The organism is Pseudonocardia sp. P-1, assembly GCF_058111925.1.
Genome location: NZ_CM176614.1, coordinates 3,962,963 through 3,982,174, shown reverse-complemented (window position 1 = coordinate 3,982,174; position 19,212 = coordinate 3,962,963). Strand labels below are relative to the sequence as shown.

Sequence of the window (19,212 nt, the reverse complement as noted above, 5' to 3'; positions counted from 1 at the left end):
GCCTGCGCGCGGAGGGGTGCGGGCCGGGTGGCGGGCCGGGCACGCCGTCGTCGACGGCGTGGACCTGGCCGTGGAACGGGGGTCGGTGCTCGGGCTGGCCGGGCCGTCGGGGTGCGGGAAGTCGACGCTGACCCGGGTGCTGGCGCTGCTGCACGCACCGTGGTCGGGCCGGGTGACCGTCGACGACGAGCCGGTCCGCCGGTTCCGCTTCGACGCGCCCGCGCCGCTGCGCCGCCGGATCGGAGTGGTGTTCCAGTCCCCGCGGGCCTCGACCGACCCGCGGCTGACCTGCGAGGAGATCGTGGCCGAGCCGCTGCGCGCCGCCCGGGCGCCCGGGGTCACCGCCCGCGTCGACGAGGTGTGCGCGCAGGTCGGGCTGACCGCCGAGCTGCGCGGACGCCGGCCGCACGAGGTGTCCGACGGCCAGCTCCAGCGCGCCTGTCTGGCCCGTGCGCTCGCGCCCCGACCGGACTACCTGCTGTGCGACGAGATGACCGCGATGCTCGACGCGTCGAGCACCGCGGCCCTGGTCTCGGTCGTCGCCGCCGAGGTCGACGGCCGCGGGCTCGGCGTCCTCGCCGTCAGCCACGACGAGGCGCTGCTCGCGGCGTGGGCCGGGCGGGTGCTGCGGCCGTGGAGCTGAGTCAGGCCTCGCGGACCGGACGGCGCAGCTGCTCGGCCAGGGCGCCGTCGTCGCCGAAGAGGGTGTCGCGCCAGCGCTGCTCCAGTGCCCGGGTGTCGTGCCGGTCGGGGTGGAAGCGCGGGTGCCCGAAGACGGGCATCCGGCCCAGCACGCGGCGCAGGAACTGGCCGCGCCCGAACAGCAGCCGGTAGCCCTCGCGCAGGTCCCGCGGCCGCCGCCAGACGCCCTGCTGCACGAGCAGGTACGCCCACCCGAACACGACCGCGGGCAGCACGGTGGCGACCACCAGCGGTGCGGCGCGGCCGCGCTCGGGGCCGTCGGTGCCGATGAGCTCGTAGACGTCCCAGGTCACGGACTTGTGCTCGAGCTCCTCGAGCGCGTGCCAGTGCCACAGCTCGCGGATGTCGGCGTGCACGCGCTCGGCGAACTCGTCGCTGCCGAGGATGTCCTCGGCCATCACCGCGGTGAAGTGCTCCATCAGCGCGGTGCAGGCGAGCTGCTGCCGCGGCGAGGTGCGGTCGAGGACCTTCAGCGCGAGCGCGACCGCGGACTCCGGTACGTGCACCGGGAAACCGCGGGAACGGAACGCCTCGTTGAGCCGGTCGTGCTCGCGGCTGTGGATGACCTCCTGCGCGGTGAACCCGGCGACCCGGGCGCGCAGCTCCGGGTCGGTCACCCGGTCCCGGAAGTGGATCACCGAGCGGACGAAGAAGTCCTCCCCCGGCGGGAAGATCGCCGAGAGCATCGCGAGGAACAGCGTCGCGGTCGCGTTGTCGGCGTAGGCCCAGCGGACCATCTGCTCGGGCAGCCGGAAGTCCAGGTGCCGCGGCGGGATGCCGACGTCGCCGCCGGTCAGCCTGCGGGGGCGTGGGCCGGACCCGGTGTCGGTCGCCGTCTCGGTCACGGTCGGTCCTCCGGTCGTCGTCGACGGTCGGGCCGCATCCGTGACAGAAAGTATCCCGTACAATGCGTACCCCTTATCGCCGAATCATCGGTGGCACCGGGCGCGGTGTCAACCGGGCGCGGGATGATGGCCGGGTGAACGGATCCGTGACCCCCGGCGACGGCCGCGCCCGTCGCTGGGCCGGGCAGCGGGCGGCCCGGCGGGCCGAGGTCGTCGAGGCCGCGATGGCCGCGATCGCCGAGCACGGACCGGAGGCCACGACCGAGCAGATCGCCGGTCGCGCCGGTGTGCCCCGGCCCGCGCTGTACCGGCACTTCGACGGCCTGGAGGACCTGCAGGGCGCGATCGCCGAGGCCGCGCTGGGGCTCTACTCCGAGGCGCTCGCGCCGGTGTGGAGCCCGCGCGGGACGCCGCGGGAGATGCTCGTCGCCGCCATCGCCGCGCACGTGCGGTGGCTCGCCGCGCACACCGAGCTCTACCGGTACGTGCTGCGCGCCGCCGGGGTCACGACGGCCGTCACCGACATCCGGCACCGCATCGCCGACCGGATGACCGGCCTGCTGACCGGTGGCTACCCCGGACTGCCCGCGACCGTCGCGGCGCCGCTGGCCGCCGGCGCGGTCGGGCTGGTCGACGGCGCGACCGAGCGCTGGCTCTCCTCGGCGGACCCGATCCCGCTCGACGAGCTCGCCGAGCACCTGGCCCGGTGGGTCTGGTCGGTGCTCGACGTGGCGCTGCGCGAGGTCGCGATCGAGCTCGACCCGGACGTCCCGCTCACGGCGGGCTGAGCGCTACTCCGCGACGCCGATGTCCTCGTTCCACAGGTCGGGGCGCTCGGCGACGAACGCGGTCATCATGTCCACGCAGCGCGCGTCGTCGAGCACCTGCACGCGCACCCCGTGCTCGGCCAGCCAGTCGTGCCCGCCGTGGAAGGTCCGGGCCTCCCCCACGAGCACCGCGCCGATCCCGAACTGACGGATCAGCCCCGAGCAGTACCAGCAGGGCGAGAGCGTGGTGACCATCGTCGTGGACCGGTAGTCGCGGCGGCGGCCCGCGTCGCGGAACGCCGCGGTCTCGCCGTGCACCGTCGGGTCGCCGTCCTGCACCCGACGGTTGTGGCCGCGCCCGAGGACCTCCCCGTCGGGTCCGACGAGTGCGGCGCCGATCGGGATGCCGCCCGAGGCCAGCCCGGCCCGGGCCTGCTCCACCGCGACGTCCAGCCAGCTCGGATCCATGCGCGCGAACCTATACCGAGATCGCGTCCAGGCGTTCGCGCAGGAACGGCGCGGACACCACCGGCTCCAGCGCCGTCCGGCCGAGCGGCGGGGCCAGCGGCGTGACGACGGCGTCGTGGTCCAGCTCGAAGAAGAACACCAGCGACACCAGGTCCTCGGCCGGGGCGTGGGCCTGCGGCGGCAGCACCCGGTGCCGCCCGGCCCGCCAGCGGTGCCCGGTCCAGTGCGCGAGCAGGTCGCCGACGTTCACCGTCAGCCCACCCGGGGTGTACGGCGCGTCGGTCCAGCCGTGCCCCTCGACGTCGACCTGCAGCCCGCCCGCCCCCGGCTCGCGGTCGAGCAGGGTGACGGTGCCGAAGTCGGTGTGCGGGCCGATCCGGAACTGCCCGGGCAGCGGGGTCCCGGTCTCGGTCATCGGCGGGTAGCGGTTGATGTTGAACGTCCACGTCGGGTGCGTCGCGAGGTCGCGCAGTGTCGACGGCTCCTGCCCGAGCGCCCCCGCGCACAGCTCCAGCAGCGCGCCCGCGACACGGGTCATCGCCGTGCAGTAGGCGGTCACCGCCTCCCGCAGCGCCGGGACCTGCGCCGGCCAGACGTTCGGCGGGAACCACACCGCGTCGGTCTCCGCGTCACCGGTCGGCGCGAACGGTCCCACCGCGAAGGACTCCTTGAGGTCCGGCGGGGAGTCACCGCCCTCCACGCGGTCGTTGGCCTCGACGCCGGGCGGCAGCCACCCCCGCCCGCCGACTCCGACCGCGTAGCCGCGCTTGACCGTCTCGGGCAGCGCGAAGAAGTCCCGTGCGGCGGCCCGTACCGCCCAGGCCGCGTCGTCCGGCATCCCGTGCCCGACGACCTGCAGGAACCCGGCCCGCTGCAGCGCGGTGTCCACCGCGGCCGGGTCCGGCGCGGCCAGGTCCACGGTCGGGATGAGCGCGTTCACCGGGTACCCCCGGGCGTTCCGGCGGCGGTGCGGCGCACCAGCAGCGCGTAGAGCCCGGCCGAGAGCAGCAGTCCGACCAGGAAGGTCACGTCACCGATCCCGGGCAGCAGCCGTGGCACCAGCCCGGTGAACAGTTCCTGGTTGGCGAACAGCAGCACCGACACGACGATGCCGACGGCCAGCGCGACCGGGCCCGCGTGGTTGCGGTGGGTGCGGTCGTAGAGCAGACCGGGGTCGGTCGGGCGCAGCCACTGGTCGGTGAGCACCACCCCGAGCCACGGCCCGACCCAGTACACGACGACGAGCAGGAACGCCTCGTACCCGGCCGCGGCGTCGCCGAGGGCGACCAGCGCGATCACGAACCCGACCGCCCCGAACGCCACCGCGACGACGGCCCGCGCCCGCGCCAGCGGCACGTCGATGCCGAGCGCGAGGAACGCCATCGCCCCGGAGTACACGTTGAGGACGTTCGCCGCGACCGCCCCCACCGCGATGGCGACCAGGGTCAGCACGGCCAGCCACCCGGGCAGCAGGCCGGTGTAGTTCGCCACCGGGTTGTCCGAGTCGAGCCCGGCCGCCGTCGCCGCACCGACCGACGCCGCACCGACCGTCATGAGCACCGTGGTGGACAGGAACAGGCCGCCGCCCGCGGCGAGGCCGGTGGCCCGCGCCGACACCGAGCGGGGCAGGTAGCGGGAGTAGTCCGCGGCGTAGGGACTCCAGCCCGCCGAGTACCCGACGACGGCACCGACGGTCAGCAGGAACCCCCCGACCCCGCCCACCCCGTCCGGCGACGCGGCCGCCCCCGGGTCGGACGCGGCGAGCACCAGCACCGCCCCGGCCCCGAGCACGACCGCGAGCAGCGGGAAGGCGAGCCGCTCGAACGCCTGCACCAGGTTGTGCCCGAAGAACGCGACGGCGACCTGGACGACGACCACCGCCACCAGCCACGCGACCGTCCCGCCGCCGGTGATCGCCGACAGGGCGAAGGCGGCGCTGACGCTGTTCACCGCGAACCAGCCGAAGCCCGAGGTGATCGTCATCAACGCGGCGGGCAGTGCGTTGCCGCGGTGGCCGAACGCGAGCCGCCCCAGCACCATCTGCGGCACCCCGGCGGCCGGCCCGCGGGCGGACAGGATCCCGTGGGCGAGCGCGGCGAGCAGGTTCCCGACGACGATCGCCGCGACCGCCGCGGGCACCGACTGCCCGAACGCCGTCACCGACAGCACGCCGACGAAGATCGTCGCGAACTCCAGGTTCGGCGAGGTCCACGTCCAGAACAGCTGGCGGGGTCTGCCGTGCCGCTCGGAGTCCGGCACGGGCTCGGTGGAGCCGGGCTCGACGGCGACGATGCGGTCGCCGTACCCGCGGTCCGCGGCCGCGCCGACGGTGTTCTCGGTGGTCACCGCGCCACTGTGACCCGCGGACCGGGCGGGACGGAACCTCGGTAACCGACTGTTGACACGGGTTGCTCCGTCCGGCCCGTAGTCCTGCGGATTCCGCGGCCGGACCCGGTCCGCCACGATCGTCGGCATGCGGACGAACCTGAACGTGGCCCTGCAGGCCGGCGCCCTCCTGGCCTTCGCGGCCCTGCGGTTCACCGCGCCGGGGTGGTTCCTGATCATCCTGATCATGACCCTGGTCGGCCCGGCCCTCCTGACGGTCCCGACGGTGCTGTCGCTGACCGTGCTGCGACGCCGGGTGCTCGGCCCGGCGGTGACCGCCCCGTTCGTCGCCTGCGCCGGGTTCCTGCTCGCCGGCGGGCTGCTGATGCCCGACTTCGGCGACACCGCGGACTCGGTGCGCGCCCCGCTGACGGTGCTGCTGGAGTCGGCCGGGCTGCCCGCCGGGCCGACCGAGCCGCTGTACGTCCTCGGCTCGCTGGCCCTCGCCGGCTGGTCGGTGTCACTGGTCTGGCTGGGCGTGGCCCTGGCGCTCGACGCCCGCCGGACGCACCGGGTCCCCGGGCCGCCGCACCCGGCCTGGGTGCGGCCGGTCTCCTGAGGCCGCTCGCGCCGTCCGCGAGGTCCCCGTCCGCGCCGTCCGGACCGGTCACACCGGGGCCGGTCCCGGCCCCACCCGGCCGGCCGCGTCCGGCCGGCCCCGGCGGGGTCTGCTCAGCCCTCGCCCGGTACCCGGATCCGCCGGGTCCGCTCGGCGCGGGCGGCGAGCTCGTCGTCGGCGGGGTAGTCGACGCCGGTCAGCGACAGGCCGTGCGGCGGCGCGACGGTCACCTCGGAGGCGCGCAGCTCGCGGCGCAGCAGTCCCGCGGGCCAGTCGGCGGGCCTGCGCCCACGGCCGACCTCGAACACCGCGCCGACCAGGCTGCGGACCATCGAGTGGCAGAACGCGTCCGCGGAGACCGCCGCGACCAGCACGTCCGGCTCGCCCGGCGCGGGCGACCAGTCGAAGCGCTGCAGCGCGCGTACGGTCGTCGCGCCCTCGCGGCGCTTGCAGAACGCGGCGAAGTCGTGCTCGCCCAGCAGCAGTGCCGAGGCGGCGTTCATCGGCTCCGGGTCCAGCGGGTACGGCCAGGCGACGGTCTCCCGCGCCCGCAGCGGCTCGGCCCCGAACGGGGCCGTGGTGACCCGGTAGCGGTAGTGCCTGCGCAGCGCGGAGAAGCGGGCGTCGAAGGCGTCGGGGACCCGCCCGAGACCGTGCACCCGCACGTCGGGTGGGAGCAGCCGGTTCAACCGCCGCAGCAGGCCGTCGATCTGCGGTGCGAGCGTCTCCGGGAGGTCGACGTGGCAGACCTGGCCGGACGCGTGCACCCCGGCGTCGGTGCGCCCGGCGACGGTGAGCCGCAGCGGGGTGCGCAGCACGGTCGACAGGGCCTCGGTGAGCACGCCCTGCACGGTGCGCCGGGTCGGCTGCTGGGCCCATCCGGAGAAGTCGGTGCCGTCGTAGGCGACGTCGAGCCGCAGCCGGACGGTCCCGGCCCCCGGATCGGGGGCACCGGAAACGCCGACGAGCCCGCCGTCGGTGACGGCGGGCTCGTCGGTGTGGTGCGCTCGGCTCAGGAGCCGGACTCCTTCTTCGAGTCCTCGGCGGCGTCGGCAGCCTCCTCGGCGGCCTCCTCCGCGGCGGCGGCGTCGACGGCCTTGTCGGCGGCCTCGGAACCCGGGGCCACCTCCTCGGCCTCGACCGCGGCGTCGACCGCCTTCTCGGCGGCCTCCTGGGCCTCGTCGGCGGCGGTGACCTCGGCCTCGGTGGCCTCGGTCGACTCGACCGTGGTCTCCTCGTCCGAGGACGCGGCGGCCGGGGCGGAGGCCGCGGCCTGCGACGCGGCCGAACGACGGGCACGGTTGGCCTCGTCGGTCACCGTCTTCTGCTGGACCAGCTCGATGACCGCCATCGGGGCGTTGTCGCCCTTGCGCGGCATCGTCTTGGTGATCCGGGTGTAGCCACCGTTGCGGTCCGCGAAGAACGGGCCGATCTCGGTGACGAGGCGGTGCACGACCGACTTGTCGCGGATCACCTTCATGATCTCGCGCCGGTTGTGCAGGTCGCCGGCCTTGGCCTTGGTGATCAGCCGCTCCGCGTACGGACGCAGCCGCCGGGCCTTGGCCTCGGTGGTGGTGATCCGGCCGTGTTCGAACAGCGAGGTCGCCAGGTTGGCCAGGATCAGCCGCTGGTGCGCGGGCGACCCGCCGAGGCGGGCACCCTTGGTGGGCTGGGGCATGGCTACAACTGCTCCGTTTCTGCGTAGTCCTGACCGTCGTCACCGAAGGTGTCCGGGTCGAACCCGCTCCCACCGTCGACGCCGTAGTCGCTCGCCGCCGCCGACGGGTCGAACCCGGGCGGGCTGTCCTTGAGGGCCAGGCCGAGACCGACGAGCTTCATCTTGACCTCGTCGATCGACTTGGCGCCGAAGTTGCGGATGTCGAGCAGGTCCGCCTCGCTGCGGCCGACGAGCTCGCCGACCGTGTGGATGCCCTCGCGCTTGAGGCAGTTGTAGGACCGGACCGTGAGGTCCAGCTCCTCGATCGGCATCGCGAAGGCCGCGATGGTGTCCGCCTCCTGCGGGGAGGGGCCGATCTCGATGCCCTCGGCGTCCACGTTCAGCTCGCGGGCCAGGCCGAACAGCTCGACCAGGGTCTTGCCGGCCGAGGCCAGCGCGTCCCGCGGGGTGATGGACGGCTTCGACTCGACGTCGAGGATGAGCTTGTCGAAGTCGGTGCGCTGCTCGACTCGCGTGGCCTCGACCTTGTAGGTCACCTTCAGCACCGGCGAGTAGATCGAGTCGACCGGGATACGGCCGATCTCGGCACCGGTGGCCTTGTTCTGCATCGCCGGGACGTACCCGCGACCGCGCTCGACGACGAGCTCGACCTCGAGCCGGCCCTTGTCGTTGAGCGAGGCGATGTGCAGGTCCGGGTTGTGCACGGTGACACCGGCGGGCGGGACGATGTCCCCCGCGGTGACCGCACCCGGGCCCTGCTTGCGCAGGTACATCGTCACCGGCTCGTCCTCCTCGGAGCTCACGACGAGCTCCTTGAGGTTGAGGATGATGTCGGTGACGTCCTCCTTGACCCCCGGCACGGTGGTGAACTCGTGCAGGACGCCGTCGATCCGGATGGACGTGACGGCGGCACCGGGGATCGACGACAGCAGCGTCCGGCGCAGGGAGTTACCGAGGGTGTAGCCGAAGCCCGGCTCCAGCGGCTCGATGACGAACCGCGACCGGGTCTCGGTGACGACGTCCTCGGCCAGTGAGGGTCGCTGAGAGATCAGCATGGGTGTGTGCCTCCTTCGCACCTGCGACAACCGCTATTTGATGTCGCAGTGGGAACCGTCGCCCCTCCCTGCGGGGCGACGGCGTGTCGAGCTACTTCGAGTAGAACTCGACGATGAGCTGCTCGGTGACCTGGGTGTCGATCTGAGCGCGCTCGGGCAGCTGGTGGACCAGGATCCGCAGGGTCGACGGGACGACCTGCAGCCACGCCGGGACCGGGCGGTCGCCCTGGGTCTCCTTGGCGATGACGAACGGGTCGGTGTTCCGCGACTTGTCCTTGACGTCGATGATGTCGTAGCGCGACACCCGGTAGCTGGGGATGTCGACCTTCTTCCCGTTGACCAGGAAGTGGCCGTGGTTCACCAGCTGACGGGCCATGCGCCGGGTGCGGGCGAGGCCCGCGCGGTACACGACGTTGTCGAGGCGCGACTCGAGGATCTGCAGCAGCTCGTCGCCGGTCTTGCCCTCGCGACGGTGCGCCTCCTCGTAGTAGGCGCGGAGCTGCTTCTCCTGCAGGCCGTAGCCGAAGCGGACCTTCTGCTTCTCCTGCAGCTGCAGGAGGTACTCGGTCTCCTTGATCCGGATCCGGCCGTGCTGGCCGGGCGGGTAGGGACGACGCTCGAACGCCTGGTCGCCGCCGACGAGGTCGGTCTTCAGTCGGCGGGACTTGCGGGTCATGGGGCCGGTGTAGCGAGCCATGGTGGTTCTCCCTTCCCCTAGACCCGGCGCCGCTTGGGCGGACGGCAGCCGTTGTGCGGCTGCGGGGTCACGTCGGAGATCGTGCCGACCTCGAGGCCGGCCGCCTGCAGCGAACGGATCGCCGTCTCACGTCCGGAGCCGGGGCCCTTGACGAAGACGTCGCACTTCTTCATGCCGTGGTCCATCGCCTTGCGGGCGGCGTTCTCGGCGGCGAGCTGCGCGGCGAACGGCGTCGACTTCCGGGAGCCCTTCAGGCCGACGTGCCCGGACGAGGCCCAGGCGATGACGGCACCGGTCGGGTCGGTGATCGACACGATCGTGTTGTTGAACGTGGACTTGATGTGGGCGTGACCGTGCGCGACGTTCTTCTTCTCGCGACGGCGGACCTTCTTGGGTCCGGCACCCTGACGTGCGCGGGGCGGCATTACTTCTTACCTGCCTTCTTCTTACCGGCGACGGTCTTCTTCGGACCCTTGCGGCCGCGCGCGTTGGTCTTCGTGCGCTGGCCGCGGACCGGAAGGCCGCGACGGTGACGGATGCCCTGGTACGAACCGATCTCGATCTTCCGGCGGATGTCCGCCTGGATCTCACGGCGCAGGTCACCCTCGACCTGCAGGTTCGCCTCGATGTACTCGCGGAGCTTGCTGACGTCCTCGTCGGTCAGGTCCTTCGACCGGAGGTCGGGGCTCAGCGCGGTGGCCTCGAGGATCTCCTTGGACCGGGTACGTCCGACCCCGAAGATGTAGGTGAGCGCGATCTCCAACCGCTTTTCGCGGGGGAGGTCGACGCCGGCAACACGTGCCATGCGGCGTGGTCTCCTTGTTGTCGTCCCAGGTCTTCCCGATGCCCGTCCCGTTCCGCCGCTGAGCTGAACGGGCCCCGGCCTGGTTCCGGGGGTACTACCGGGCCCGTGTGGCCCGGCAGGTGCATCGGGGGCTTCTGCTGCGCGATCAGAGGATCGCGACCGGTACCGCTCTGCTCAGCCCTGGCGCTGCTTGTGGCGCAGGTTCGAGCAGATCACGATGATCCGGCCGTGACGGCGGATCACCTGGCACTTGTCGCAGATCTTCTTGACGCTCGGCTTGACCTTCACGTCGTCTGCCTCTGTGTGTCGTTCTTGTGGGTCTCGCGACCGACCGTGGTGGAGCTGGTCGTCACTTGTAGCGGTAGACGATGCGGCCGCGGCTGAGGTCGTAGGGCGACAGCTCGACGACCACCCGGTCCTCCGGAAGGATCCGGATGTAGTGCTGGCGCATCTTCCCGCTGATGTGCGCGAGTACCCGGTGGCCGTTCTCCAGCTCCACCCGGAACATCGCGTTCGGCAGGGGTTCGACGACCCGGCCCTCGACCTCGATCGCCCCGTCCTTCTTGGCCATGTCCTCCGCTATCCGTGACAGGTGTCGGTTGCCCCGGTCGACAGCGGTGCCGACGACCGGTTCGGCGCGCGCGGACGGAGCCGGACCGGGAACACTGTGGGATACACGGAGCACACGGAGCGGACGTCACAGGACGCGCCGATGGTCCAGTGTACGGAGGCCGTGCGAGGCCGGTGCAGGCGGGGGTGACGGGCGTGGTAGACGCCCGGCAGACCGACGGTAACGGACCGACCCGGTCACGGACCAGTACCCGCGCGGAGCGCGTCGGGTACCGGTGGCGCGGGGCTCAGGCTCCGGGGCGGTCCGGTGCGCCGGCGGGCGCGGTCAGCAGCCACGGCCCGTCCTCGGTGACGGCGACGGTGTGCTCCCAGTGCACGGCCCGGCCGCCCGCCGCGGTGACGACCGTCCAGCCGTCCTCGAGCTCCAGGGTGTCCGGGTCCCCCGCGACGAGCATCGGCTCGACGGCCAGGGCCATGCCCGGGCGCAGCCGCGGCCCCTTGCCCGGCTCGCCGTGGTTGGGCAGGAACGGGTCCATGTGCATCGAGGTGCCGATGCCGTGGCCGCCGTACTCGGCGACGATCCCGTAGTCGGCGCGGTCGGCCAGCGCCGCGGACCGGCACGCCTCCTGGATGGCGTACGAGACGTCGGTCAGCCGGGCCCCGTCGCGGACGGCGAGGATCCCCGCCTCCATCGCGCCGCGGCAGGCCGCGGACAGGGCGAGGTCCTCCGGCGACACGTCCCCGACGGCGATGGTCACCGCGGAGTCGCCGTGCCAGCCGTCGACGATCGCGCCGCAGTCCACCGAGATCAGGTCTCCCTCGGCGAGCACCTGCTTCGGCGACGGGATGCCGTGCACGATCTGCTCGTTCACCGAGGCGCAGATGCTCGCCGGGAAACCGTGGTAACCGAGGAACGAGGGGACACCGTCGCCGTCGCGGATCGTCTGCTCGGCGAGCGCATCGAGCTCGGCCGTGCTGACACCGGGCTTCGCGTGCTCGGTGACCGCGGCCAGCGTGGCCGCGACCAACGCACCCGCCACCCGCATCGCCTCGAGCTGACCGTGGGTCTTGAGCTCGATGTCCCGACCCCGGTAGCGGGCGATGGCCCCGCGGATACCGCCGCGACCGTTCATGTGTCCGTCCCTCGGTTCCCCGCCGTGGCGCCGGTGGTGCCGGCGCCGACCGGGTCTCAGCCGTTGCGGGTGTGCAACGCCGAGAAGACCCGGTCGGTGATCTCGTCGATCTCGCCGACGGCGTCGATCGTGACCAGCCGGTCACGGTAGTGGTCCAGCAGCGGAGCGGTCTCCTCGCGGTAGACCCGCTGCCGGTTGCGGATGGTGTCCTCGTTGTCGTCGCTGCGGCCGCGGCCGAGCAGCCGCTGCACGACGACCTCGTCGTCGACGTCGAACTGGACGACGGCGTCGAGTTCCAGGCCCTTGTCGGACAGGATCTCCGACAGGGAGCCCGCCTGGGCCACGTTGCGCGGGAAGCCGTCGAGGATGAAACCGCTCGCCGTGTCGGCGTCGCCGAGCCGGTCGCGCACCATCGCGACGGTCACCTCGTCGGGGACGAGGTCCCCGGCGTCCATGTAGCGCTTCGCCTCGCGACCGAGCTCGGTCTCGTCACGCAGGTTCGCCCGGAACAGATCCCCGGTCGAGATGTGCGGGACGTCGAGCCGCTTGGCCATCTGCTCAGCCTGGGTCCCCTTGCCGGCACCGGGCGGTCCCACCAGAACGAGTCGCACGAGACCCGACCTCCTGAAGTCTTGTCGTCCATGGCGCCGGCGTCCTCGCCGGCACACGATGCCCGAGGCACCACGATCGGGGCCGGGGCCCCGCACCGGGTTCCCGCTCGGCCACGTTCCGGCGAGCCTAACGCAGGAAACCCTCGTAGTTCCGCTGCATGAGCTGGCTCTCGATCTGCTTCAGGGTGTCGAGGCCCACGGTGACCATGATCAGCACGGCCGTGCCGCCGAACGGGAAGTTCTGGTTCTGGCCGCTGCCGGTGATCCCGAGGAAGAAGTTCGGGAGCACCGCGATGAGGCCCAGGTACAGCGATCCCGGCAGCGTGATGCGGCTGAGCACGAAGTTCAGGTACTCCGCGGTGGGCCGGCCCGGGCGGATGCCCGGGATGAATCCGCCGTACTTCTTCATGTCCTCGGCGCGCTCATCGGGGTTGAACGTGATGCCGACGTAGAAGTACGTGAAGAAGATGATCAGTGCTACGTACAACACGATGTGCACGGGATTGGACTGATCGACGAGATAGGTCTGCACGAACTGCTGGAACCAGCCGCCGTCGTTCCCGGCGAGCCGGGCGACCAGGTCGGGCAGGTAGAGCAGCGAGCTACCGAAGATCACCGGCACGACACCGGCCTGGTTGACCTTGAGCGGCAGGTAGGTCGAGGTGCCGCCGTACATCCGGCGGCCGACCATGCGCTTGGCGTACTGCACCGGGATCCGGCGCTGGCCGTTCTCCACGAACACGACGCTGGCGATGATCGCGAGACCGAAGACGCAGACGCCGGCGAAGACCAGGCCGCCGGAGTTCTCCAGGATCAGCCGGCCCTCGGCGGGGATGCGGTGCGCGATGGAGGCGAAGATCAGCAGCGACATGCCGTTGCCGATGCCGCGCTCGGTGACCTGCTCGCCCAGCCACATCACCAGCGTGGTCCCGGCGACCATGACGATCACGATGACGATCAGCGTGAAGACCGACGAGTCCGGGATGATCGGAAGCGCGCAGCCCTGGAACAGCTGACCGCGCTCGGCCAGCGCCACGAAGCCGGTGGCCTGCAGCACCGCGATGCCGATCGTCAGGTACCGCGTGTACTGCGTGAGCTTGGCCTGGCCGGACTGGCCTTCCTTCTTCAACTGCTCGAACCGCGGGATGACGACCTGCAGCAGCTGCACGATGATGCTCGCGGTGATGTAGGGCATGATGCCCAGCGCGAAGATCGACAGCTGGAGCAGTGCCCCGCCGGAGAACAGGTTGATCAGGGAGTAGACGCTGGCGTTGTCGCCGCCCTCGACCTGACGGACACATTCCTGGATGTTGGGGTACGACACCCCCGGCGAGGGGATGTTCGCCCCGAGCCGGTACACCGCCACGATCGCCAGCGTGAAGAGGATCTTCTTGCGGAGATCCGGCGTGGTCAGGGCCGCCCGGACTGCGCTGAGCACTCGGTGATCCTCCTACGACGTCGGCGGCCCGACACCGCCTGCGCCGGCCCCTGAGGGGTCGGCCGGGTTGGTCGACGCGCGTTCCGCGCCTCGCGGGTCACCCGGGCCGGTGTGTACCGGCGGGGGCTGCGCGCCTCGAGGCGCGCCAGGTAATCGGTGGACACTCGGTCCGGAAGTGACTGTAACAGCGGCCCGGAAACGCCTCGGCGCCGCCCACGGGCCCGGTCCACCTGGGGTGGAGCGGGCGCCACGGACGGCGCCGGGGGACGTGCGGTGGGGCCTACAGCTCGGAGACCGAGCCGCCGGCCGCCGAGATCTTCTCGCGCGCGGACGCGGAGAACTTGTGGGCCTTCACAGTCAGGGCGACGCCCGAGAGCTCACCCTCGCCGAGGACCTTCACGAGCTGGTTCTTGCGAACCGCGCCCGCCTCGACCAGCTCGGCCGGACCGATCTCGCCACCCTTCGGGAACAGGGTGGCCAGCTCGCCGACGTTCACGACCTGGTACTCGACCTTGAAGCGGTTCTTGAAGCCCTTGAGCTTCGGGAGCCGCATGTGCAGCGGCATCTGCCCGCCCTCGAAGCGCGGGGACACCGTCTTGCGGGCCTTGGTGCCCTTGGTACCGCGACCGGCGGTCTTGCCCTTGGAGCCCTCACCGCGACCCACACGGGTCCGCGCCTTCTTCGAGCCCGGGGCCGGCCGCAGGTCGTGGAGCTTGATGACGGAGTTCTCGTTCTCGCTCACGACTGCACCTCCTCCACGGTCACGAGGTGGCGCACGGTGTGGACGTAACCGCGGGTCTGCGGGTCCGCCTCACGCACCACCGACTGCCGGATCTTGCGCAGGCCGAGCGAGCGCAGCGTGTCGCGCTGGTTCTGCTTGCAGCCGATCCGGCTCTTCACCTGGGTGATCTTCCACGTGGCCATGTCGCTCACACCTTCGCCGCGTCGGCCTCGGCGCGCTGGCGCATCATGCTCGCCGGGGCGACGTCCTCCAGCGGCAGGCCGCGGCGGGCCGCGACCTCCTCCGGACGCTGCACCGACTTCAGCGCCGCCACCGTGGCGTGCACGATGTTGATGGCGTTGTCGGAGCCGAGGGACTTGGACAGGATGTCCGAGATCCCCGCGCACTCCAGCACCGCGCGGACCGGGCCGCCGGCGATGACACCGGTACCCGGGGAGGCCGGGCGCAGCATGACGACGCCGGCGGCGGCCTCACCCTGCACGCGGTGCACGATCGTGCCGCCGATGCGGGGGACGCGGAAGAAGTTCTTCTTCGCCTCCTCCACGCCCTTGGCGATCGCGGCCGGCACCTCCTTGGCCTTGCCGTAGCCGACACCCACCAGGCCGTCACCGTCGCCGACGATCATCAGCGCGGTGAAGCTGAACCGGCGGCCGCCCTTGACGACCTTGGCCACGCGGTTGATCGTGACCAGCCGCTCGATGTACGGGGTCTTGTCCTGGGCCGCCCCGCCACGGCCACCGTCCCGGCGGTCCCGGTTGTTGCGGTTGTCGTTCCCACCGCTGCCGCCCGGGGCTCCGCCGTCACGCCGCGTACGTCCCGGCATCAGACAGTCCCTTCGATCTTCTCGGTCTGGTTCATCAGAACTCCAGGCCTCCCTCGCGGGCGGCGTCGGCCAGGGCCGCGATGCGCCCGTGGTAGGCCAGCCCGCCGCGGTCGAACACGACCGTGGAGATGCCCGCCTCCTTGGCCCGGGCGGCGATGAGCTCGCCGACCTTGGCCGCCTTGGCCTTCTTGTCGCCCTCGACGCCACGCACCTCGGCGTCCAGCGAGGACGCGAAGGCCAGCGTGTGGCCCGCCAGGTCGTCGATCAGCTGGACGGTGATGTGCCGCGAGGAGCGGTTGACCGCCAGCCGCGGACGCACCGGCGTCCCGGAGATCTTCTTCCGGAGCCGGGCGTGCCGGCGGATGCGCGAGTCGCGGCGCTTGCGCGCCACCTGGGACGCCATCCGGCGGCGGGCGGAACCCGACACCGTCTCGTTCGTCTCGGCCATCACTTACCCGTCTTTCCGACCTTGCGGCGGACCTGCTCGCCGGCGTACCGCACACCCTTGCCCTTGTACGGGTCGGGGCGGCGCAGCTTCCGGATGTTGGCAGCGGTCTCGCCGACCAGCTGCTTGTCGATGCCGGAGACCGAGAACCGGGTCGGCGACTCGACCGCGAAGGTGATGCCCTCCGCCGGCTCGATGACGACCGGGTGCGAGTAGCCCAGGGCGAACTCGAGGTTCTGCCCCTTCAGCTGCACGCGGTAACCCACGCCGTGGATCTCCAGCTTCTTCTCGTAGCCGGCGCTGACGCCGACCACGATGTTGTTGACGAGGGAGCGGGTCAGGCCGTGGTAGGCCCGGGTCTCGCGCTCCTCGTTCGGCCGCTTCACCAGCACCGTGCCGTCGTCATCGCGCTCGATCGTGATCGGCTCGACGGCGGTGTGCGACAGGGTGCCCTTGGGGCCCTTCGCGGTGACCGTGCGGCCGTCGATGGTGATCTCCACGCCGGACGGGACGGTGATGGGCAGCTTTCCGATGCGTGACATCGTTCGTTACCCCTCTCTCACCAGACGTAGGCGAGGACTTCCCCGCCCACGCCGCTCCGGTAGGCCTGCTGGTCGGTCATCAGACCCTGAGAGGTCGAGATGATCGCGATGCCGAGGCCACCCAGGACCCGCGGCAGGTTCGTCGACTTCGCGTACACACGCAGACCGGGCTTCGACACCCGGCGCAGACCGGCGACGCTGCGCTCACGGTTGCGGCCGTACTTCAGCTCGACGACCAGGGACTTGCCGACCTCGGCGTCCTCGGTGTGGTGTGCCGCGATGTAGCCCTCCTTCTGAAGGATCTCCGCAATGGCGACCTTCAGCTTCGAGTGGGGCATCACGACGCGGTCGTGGTAGGCCGAGTTCGCGTTCCGCAGACGGGTCAACATGTCTGCGATCGGATCGGTCATCGTCATGGTGTCTGTCTCTTTCCCGCCGTGGTTCCTCGTACCGGCGCGGTGCCCCTGTGCGGGGCACCGCACCGGTGCGGGCCTGCGGCGATCGGATCCGCTGCCCCGCGGACGCGGGGCGGTCGGATCACCAGCTGGACTTGCTCACACCCGGCAGCTCGCCGGCGTGCGCCATGTCTCGCAGGCACACGCGGCAGAGGCCGAACTTGCGGAACACGGCACGCGGCCGGCCGCACTTGTTGCAGCGGGTGTAACCCCGCACGGCGAACTTCGGCTTCGCGTTCGCCTTGTTGATGAGCGCCTTCTTCGCCATTCGCTCAGCTCTCCTTGAACGGGAAGCCCAGGTGGCGCAGCAGCGCCCGGCCCTCGGCGTTCGTGGTCGCGGTGGTCACGACCGTGATGTCCATGCCCCGCGGCCGGTCGATGGAGTCCGGGTCGATCTCGTGGAACATCGACTGCTCGTTCAGGCCGAACGTGTAGTTGCCACGCCCGTCGAACTGGTTGCCCTCGAGGCCACGGAAGTCGCGGATACGGGGCAGCGCGATGGTCAGGAGACGGTCGAGGAACTCCCACATCCGGTCGTTGCGGAGGGTCACCTTCGCACCGATCGGCATGCCCTCGCGCAGCTTGAACTGCGCGATGGACTTGGTGGCGCGACGCAGCTGCGGCTTCTGGCCGGTGATGGTGGCCAGGTCCCGCAGCGCACCGTCGATCAGCTTCGAGTCGCGGGCGGCGTCACCGACACCCATGTTCACCACGACCTTGGTCAGGCCGGGGATCTGCATGACGTTGGTGTAGCCGAACTCCTCGCGGAGCTTGTCGAGCATCTCGTCGCGGTACCGCTGCTTGAGCCTCGGCACGGTCTTCTCAGCCGTGGTCATCTCAGATCTCCTTCCCGTTGCGCCTGGAGATCCGGACGCGGCGGGTGGTGCCGTCCTCGCCCTCGACGGCCTTCTTGCCGATACGGGTCGGCTTGCCGTCGGAGTCGCACACCATCACGTTCGAGACGTGGATGGCGGCCTCCTGGGTGACGATCCCGCCGCTCTCGGCCCCGCGCTGGTTCTGGCTGATCCGGGTGTGCTTCTTGATCCGGTTCACGCCCTCGACCAGCACGCGCTGGCGCTCCGGGTAGGCCGCGATGACCTTGCCCCGTGCACCCTTGTCCTTGCCGGCGATCACCAGAACGGTGTCGCCCTTCTTGACCTTCATCTTCGCCTTCATGTCAGAGCACCTCCGGGGCCAGGGAGATGATCCTCATGAACTTGCGGTCGCGCAGCTCGCGCCCGACCGGGCCGAAGATACGGGTCCCCCGAGGTCCGTTGTCCGCCTTGATCAGCACGGCGGCGTTCTCGTCGAAACGGATGTAGCTGCCGTCGGGACGGCGCTTCTCCTTCTTGGTGCGCACGATGACCGCCTTGACGACGTCACCACGCTTCACGCCGGCGCCGGGGATGGCCTCCTTGACCGTGGCGACGATGACGTCGCCGATCCCGGCGTAGCGCCGCGCGGAGCCGCCCAGCACCCGGATGCACAGGATCTCCTTGGCACCGGTGTTGTCGGCGACGCGCAGCCGCGACTCCTGCTGGATCACTTCGACTCCTACTTGGCCTTCTCGAGGATCTCCACCAGCCGCCAGCGCTTGGTCGCCGACAGCGGACGGGTCTCCATGAGGCGGACACGGTCGCCGATACCGGCGGTGTTCCCCTCGTCGTGCGCCTTGACCTTGCTGGTCCGGCGGATGACCTTGCCGTACAGGGGGTGCTTCACCCGGTCCTCGAGGGAGACGACGATCGTCTTCTCCATCTTGTCGGACACGACCAGGCCCTCGCGGACCTTGCGCTCCCCGCGCTCGTCGTTCTTCTGCTCGTCGCTCACGCCGCGCCCTCGCTCTCGGTCGGTGCGGCGGAAAGGCCGAGCTCACGCTCGCGCATCACGGTGTAGCACCGCGCGATGTCGTGACGGACGGCCCGCAGCCGCCGGTTGTTGTCCAGCTGCCCGGTGGCCATCTGGAAGCGGAGGTTGAACAGCTCCTCCTTGGCCTCCCGGACACGCACGACCAGCTCCTCGTCGGAGAGCTCGCGCAGCTCGGCGGCCTTGGTGTTGCCACTGCTCGCCATCAGATGTCACCACCCTCACGGGACACGATCCGGCACTTCATGGGCAGCTTGTGGATCGCACGGGTCAGGGCCTCGTGCGCCACCTCGCGGTTCGGGAAGCTCATCTCGAAGAGCACCCGGCCCGGCTTGACGTTCGTGACCCACTTCTCGGGCGAACCCTTACCGGAACCCATGCGGACCTCGGCCGGCTTCTTGGTCATCGGGATGTCCGGGAAGACGTTGATCCAGATCTTCCCGCCACGACGGATGTGCCGGTTGATCGCGATACGCGCCGACTCGATCTGCCGGTTCGACACGTAGGCCGGCTCCAGCGCCTGGATGCCCCAGTCGCCGAAGGTGACCGCGGTACCACCGCTGGCCATGCCCTTGCGCTTGGGACGGTGCTGCTTGCGGTGCTTGACCTTGCGTGGGATCAGCATC

Annotated in this window: 31 protein-coding genes; 3 read left to right on the top strand and 28 right to left on the bottom strand. The window is 71.2% G+C overall.

Annotated elements, in window-relative coordinates; translation table 11 throughout:
* Window positions 1–16 precede the first annotated feature (16 nt).
* The gene (locus tag AC0GKK_RS19675) at window positions 17–643 is read left to right on the top strand and encodes an ABC transporter ATP-binding protein (RefSeq protein ID WP_489882264.1); all 627 of its coding nucleotides are present in this window, start codon (window positions 17–19) and stop codon (window positions 641–643) included.
* Window position 644: 1 nt separating this feature from the next.
* On the opposite strand, the gene AC0GKK_RS19670 is transcribed toward AC0GKK_RS19675, so the two are convergent.
* A complete protein-coding gene (locus AC0GKK_RS19670; protein ID WP_405414998.1) occupies window positions 645–1,547 on the bottom strand; it encodes a metal-dependent hydrolase in 903 nt (300 codons plus the stop codon).
* A gap of 134 nt (window positions 1,548–1,681) precedes the next feature.
* Here AC0GKK_RS19670 and AC0GKK_RS19665 point away from each other — a divergent pair, with 134 nt between their 5' ends.
* The gene (locus AC0GKK_RS19665) at window positions 1,682–2,335 is read left to right on the top strand and encodes a TetR/AcrR family transcriptional regulator (protein WP_476652665.1); all 654 of its coding nucleotides are present in this window, start codon (window positions 1,682–1,684) and stop codon (window positions 2,333–2,335) included.
* Between the two features lie 3 nt (window positions 2,336–2,338).
* On the opposite strand, the gene AC0GKK_RS19660 is transcribed toward AC0GKK_RS19665, so the two are convergent.
* From AC0GKK_RS19660 to AC0GKK_RS19650, 3 genes are read right to left on the bottom strand one after another with little or no spacing between them, the layout of a single operon-like run.
* On the bottom strand, window positions 2,339–2,782 hold the full coding sequence (locus AC0GKK_RS19660) for a nucleoside deaminase (protein ID WP_060710562.1): 444 nt from the start codon (window positions 2,780–2,782) through the stop codon (window positions 2,339–2,341).
* 10 nt (window positions 2,783–2,792) lie between these two features.
* Window positions 2,793–3,722 carry an isopenicillin N synthase family dioxygenase gene (locus AC0GKK_RS19655; RefSeq protein WP_489882263.1) on the bottom strand — a complete coding sequence of 310 codons (930 nt, stop codon included), beginning with the start codon at window positions 3,720–3,722 and terminating at the stop codon, window positions 2,793–2,795.
* Window positions 3,719–5,128, bottom strand: coding sequence for a purine-cytosine permease family protein (locus AC0GKK_RS19650; protein WP_489882262.1), 1,410 nt, complete (start codon window positions 5,126–5,128; stop codon window positions 3,719–3,721). Before AC0GKK_RS19650 ends, AC0GKK_RS19655 begins: the two co-directional genes overlap by 4 nt.
* A gap of 127 nt (window positions 5,129–5,255) precedes the next feature.
* Here AC0GKK_RS19650 and AC0GKK_RS19645 point away from each other — a divergent pair, with 127 nt between their 5' ends.
* Window positions 5,256–5,726, top strand: a complete 471-nt coding sequence (locus AC0GKK_RS19645) for a hypothetical protein (protein WP_062397808.1) — start codon at window positions 5,256–5,258, stop codon at window positions 5,724–5,726.
* 113 nt (window positions 5,727–5,839) lie between these two features.
* Here AC0GKK_RS19645 and truA read toward each other — a convergent pair whose 3' ends face one another.
* The 24 genes from truA to rplP form a co-directional block, all read right to left on the bottom strand.
* Window positions 5,840–6,646, bottom strand: coding sequence for a tRNA pseudouridine(38-40) synthase TruA (gene truA, locus AC0GKK_RS19640; RefSeq protein WP_253066740.1), 807 nt, complete (start codon window positions 6,644–6,646; stop codon window positions 5,840–5,842).
* Window positions 6,647–6,738: 92 nt separating this feature from the next.
* Window positions 6,739–7,404, bottom strand: a complete 666-nt coding sequence (gene rplQ / locus AC0GKK_RS19635) for a 50S ribosomal protein L17 (RefSeq protein ID WP_482638357.1) — start codon at window positions 7,402–7,404, stop codon at window positions 6,739–6,741.
* Between the two features lie 2 nt (window positions 7,405–7,406).
* Window positions 7,407–8,459, bottom strand: coding sequence for a DNA-directed RNA polymerase subunit alpha (locus AC0GKK_RS19630; protein ID WP_062397812.1), 1,053 nt, complete (start codon window positions 8,457–8,459; stop codon window positions 7,407–7,409).
* A gap of 91 nt (window positions 8,460–8,550) precedes the next feature.
* A complete protein-coding gene (gene rpsD / locus AC0GKK_RS19625; RefSeq protein WP_489882261.1) occupies window positions 8,551–9,156 on the bottom strand; it encodes a 30S ribosomal protein S4 in 606 nt (201 codons plus the stop codon).
* Between the two features lie 17 nt (window positions 9,157–9,173).
* Window positions 9,174–9,581 carry a 30S ribosomal protein S11 gene (gene rpsK, locus AC0GKK_RS19620; protein WP_020622915.1) on the bottom strand — a complete coding sequence of 136 codons (408 nt, stop codon included), beginning with the start codon at window positions 9,579–9,581 and terminating at the stop codon, window positions 9,174–9,176.
* A complete protein-coding gene (gene rpsM / locus AC0GKK_RS19615) occupies window positions 9,581–9,961 on the bottom strand; it encodes a 30S ribosomal protein S13 (RefSeq protein ID WP_020622916.1) in 381 nt (126 codons plus the stop codon). The genes rpsK and rpsM overlap by 1 nt, the downstream gene beginning before the upstream one ends.
* Before the next feature lie 174 nt (window positions 9,962–10,135).
* Entirely contained in the window at window positions 10,136–10,249 is a 114-nt protein-coding gene (rpmJ, locus tag AC0GKK_RS19610; protein WP_020622917.1) for a 50S ribosomal protein L36, read from the bottom strand.
* A gap of 61 nt (window positions 10,250–10,310) precedes the next feature.
* On the bottom strand, window positions 10,311–10,532 hold the full coding sequence (gene infA, locus AC0GKK_RS19605) for a translation initiation factor IF-1 (protein WP_010228514.1): 222 nt from the start codon (window positions 10,530–10,532) through the stop codon (window positions 10,311–10,313).
* A gap of 286 nt (window positions 10,533–10,818) precedes the next feature.
* Window positions 10,819–11,664, bottom strand: a complete 846-nt coding sequence (gene map / locus AC0GKK_RS19600; protein ID WP_062397816.1) for a type I methionyl aminopeptidase — start codon at window positions 11,662–11,664, stop codon at window positions 10,819–10,821.
* Between the two features lie 56 nt (window positions 11,665–11,720).
* Entirely contained in the window at window positions 11,721–12,275 is a 555-nt protein-coding gene (locus tag AC0GKK_RS19595) for an adenylate kinase (protein WP_062397818.1), read from the bottom strand.
* A gap of 127 nt (window positions 12,276–12,402) precedes the next feature.
* Window positions 12,403–13,713, bottom strand: coding sequence for a preprotein translocase subunit SecY (gene secY / locus AC0GKK_RS19590; protein ID WP_073576464.1), 1,311 nt, complete (start codon window positions 13,711–13,713; stop codon window positions 12,403–12,405).
* A gap of 280 nt (window positions 13,714–13,993) precedes the next feature.
* On the bottom strand, window positions 13,994–14,455 hold the full coding sequence (gene rplO, locus AC0GKK_RS19585; RefSeq protein WP_208622979.1) for a 50S ribosomal protein L15: 462 nt from the start codon (window positions 14,453–14,455) through the stop codon (window positions 13,994–13,996).
* Window positions 14,452–14,637 carry a 50S ribosomal protein L30 gene (rpmD, locus tag AC0GKK_RS19580; RefSeq protein WP_062403786.1) on the bottom strand — a complete coding sequence of 62 codons (186 nt, stop codon included), beginning with the start codon at window positions 14,635–14,637 and terminating at the stop codon, window positions 14,452–14,454. Before rpmD ends, rplO begins: the two co-directional genes overlap by 4 nt.
* Window positions 14,638–14,642: 5 nt before the next feature.
* Entirely contained in the window at window positions 14,643–15,278 is a 636-nt protein-coding gene (gene rpsE, locus AC0GKK_RS19575) for a 30S ribosomal protein S5 (RefSeq protein WP_062397823.1), read from the bottom strand.
* Window positions 15,279–15,312: 34 nt separating this feature from the next.
* A complete protein-coding gene (gene rplR, locus AC0GKK_RS19570; protein ID WP_280118285.1) occupies window positions 15,313–15,726 on the bottom strand; it encodes a 50S ribosomal protein L18 in 414 nt (137 codons plus the stop codon).
* Window positions 15,726–16,265: a 50S ribosomal protein L6 gene (gene rplF, locus AC0GKK_RS19565; protein ID WP_062397827.1), complete on the bottom strand. Its 540-nt coding sequence runs from the start codon at window positions 16,263–16,265 to the stop codon at window positions 15,726–15,728. The genes rplR and rplF overlap by 1 nt, the downstream gene beginning before the upstream one ends.
* A gap of 17 nt (window positions 16,266–16,282) precedes the next feature.
* The gene (gene rpsH, locus AC0GKK_RS19560) at window positions 16,283–16,681 is read right to left on the bottom strand and encodes a 30S ribosomal protein S8 (RefSeq protein WP_062397829.1); all 399 of its coding nucleotides are present in this window, start codon (window positions 16,679–16,681) and stop codon (window positions 16,283–16,285) included.
* A gap of 121 nt (window positions 16,682–16,802) precedes the next feature.
* Window positions 16,803–16,988 carry a type Z 30S ribosomal protein S14 gene (locus AC0GKK_RS19555; RefSeq protein ID WP_020622927.1) on the bottom strand — a complete coding sequence of 62 codons (186 nt, stop codon included), beginning with the start codon at window positions 16,986–16,988 and terminating at the stop codon, window positions 16,803–16,805.
* Window positions 16,989–16,992: 4 nt separating this feature from the next.
* Complete coding sequence (gene rplE / locus AC0GKK_RS19550; RefSeq protein ID WP_062397831.1) at window positions 16,993–17,556, bottom strand: 50S ribosomal protein L5; 564 nt, start codon at window positions 17,554–17,556, stop codon at window positions 16,993–16,995.
* Window position 17,557: 1 nt separating this feature from the next.
* Window positions 17,558–17,884, bottom strand: a complete 327-nt coding sequence (gene rplX, locus AC0GKK_RS19545) for a 50S ribosomal protein L24 (RefSeq protein WP_062403788.1) — start codon at window positions 17,882–17,884, stop codon at window positions 17,558–17,560.
* Between the two features lie 13 nt (window positions 17,885–17,897).
* On the bottom strand, window positions 17,898–18,266 hold the full coding sequence (gene rplN / locus AC0GKK_RS19540; RefSeq protein ID WP_010228481.1) for a 50S ribosomal protein L14: 369 nt from the start codon (window positions 18,264–18,266) through the stop codon (window positions 17,898–17,900).
* A gap of 8 nt (window positions 18,267–18,274) precedes the next feature.
* Complete coding sequence (gene rpsQ, locus AC0GKK_RS19535) at window positions 18,275–18,478, bottom strand: 30S ribosomal protein S17 (protein WP_233147801.1); 204 nt, start codon at window positions 18,476–18,478, stop codon at window positions 18,275–18,277.
* 68 nt (window positions 18,479–18,546) lie between these two features.
* Window positions 18,547–18,792 carry a 50S ribosomal protein L29 gene (gene rpmC / locus AC0GKK_RS19530; RefSeq protein WP_020622931.1) on the bottom strand — a complete coding sequence of 82 codons (246 nt, stop codon included), beginning with the start codon at window positions 18,790–18,792 and terminating at the stop codon, window positions 18,547–18,549.
* Window positions 18,792–19,211, bottom strand: coding sequence for a 50S ribosomal protein L16 (gene rplP / locus AC0GKK_RS19525; protein WP_020622932.1), 420 nt, complete (start codon window positions 19,209–19,211; stop codon window positions 18,792–18,794). The genes rpmC and rplP overlap by 1 nt, the downstream gene beginning before the upstream one ends.
* Window position 19,212: the final 1 nt, after the last annotated feature.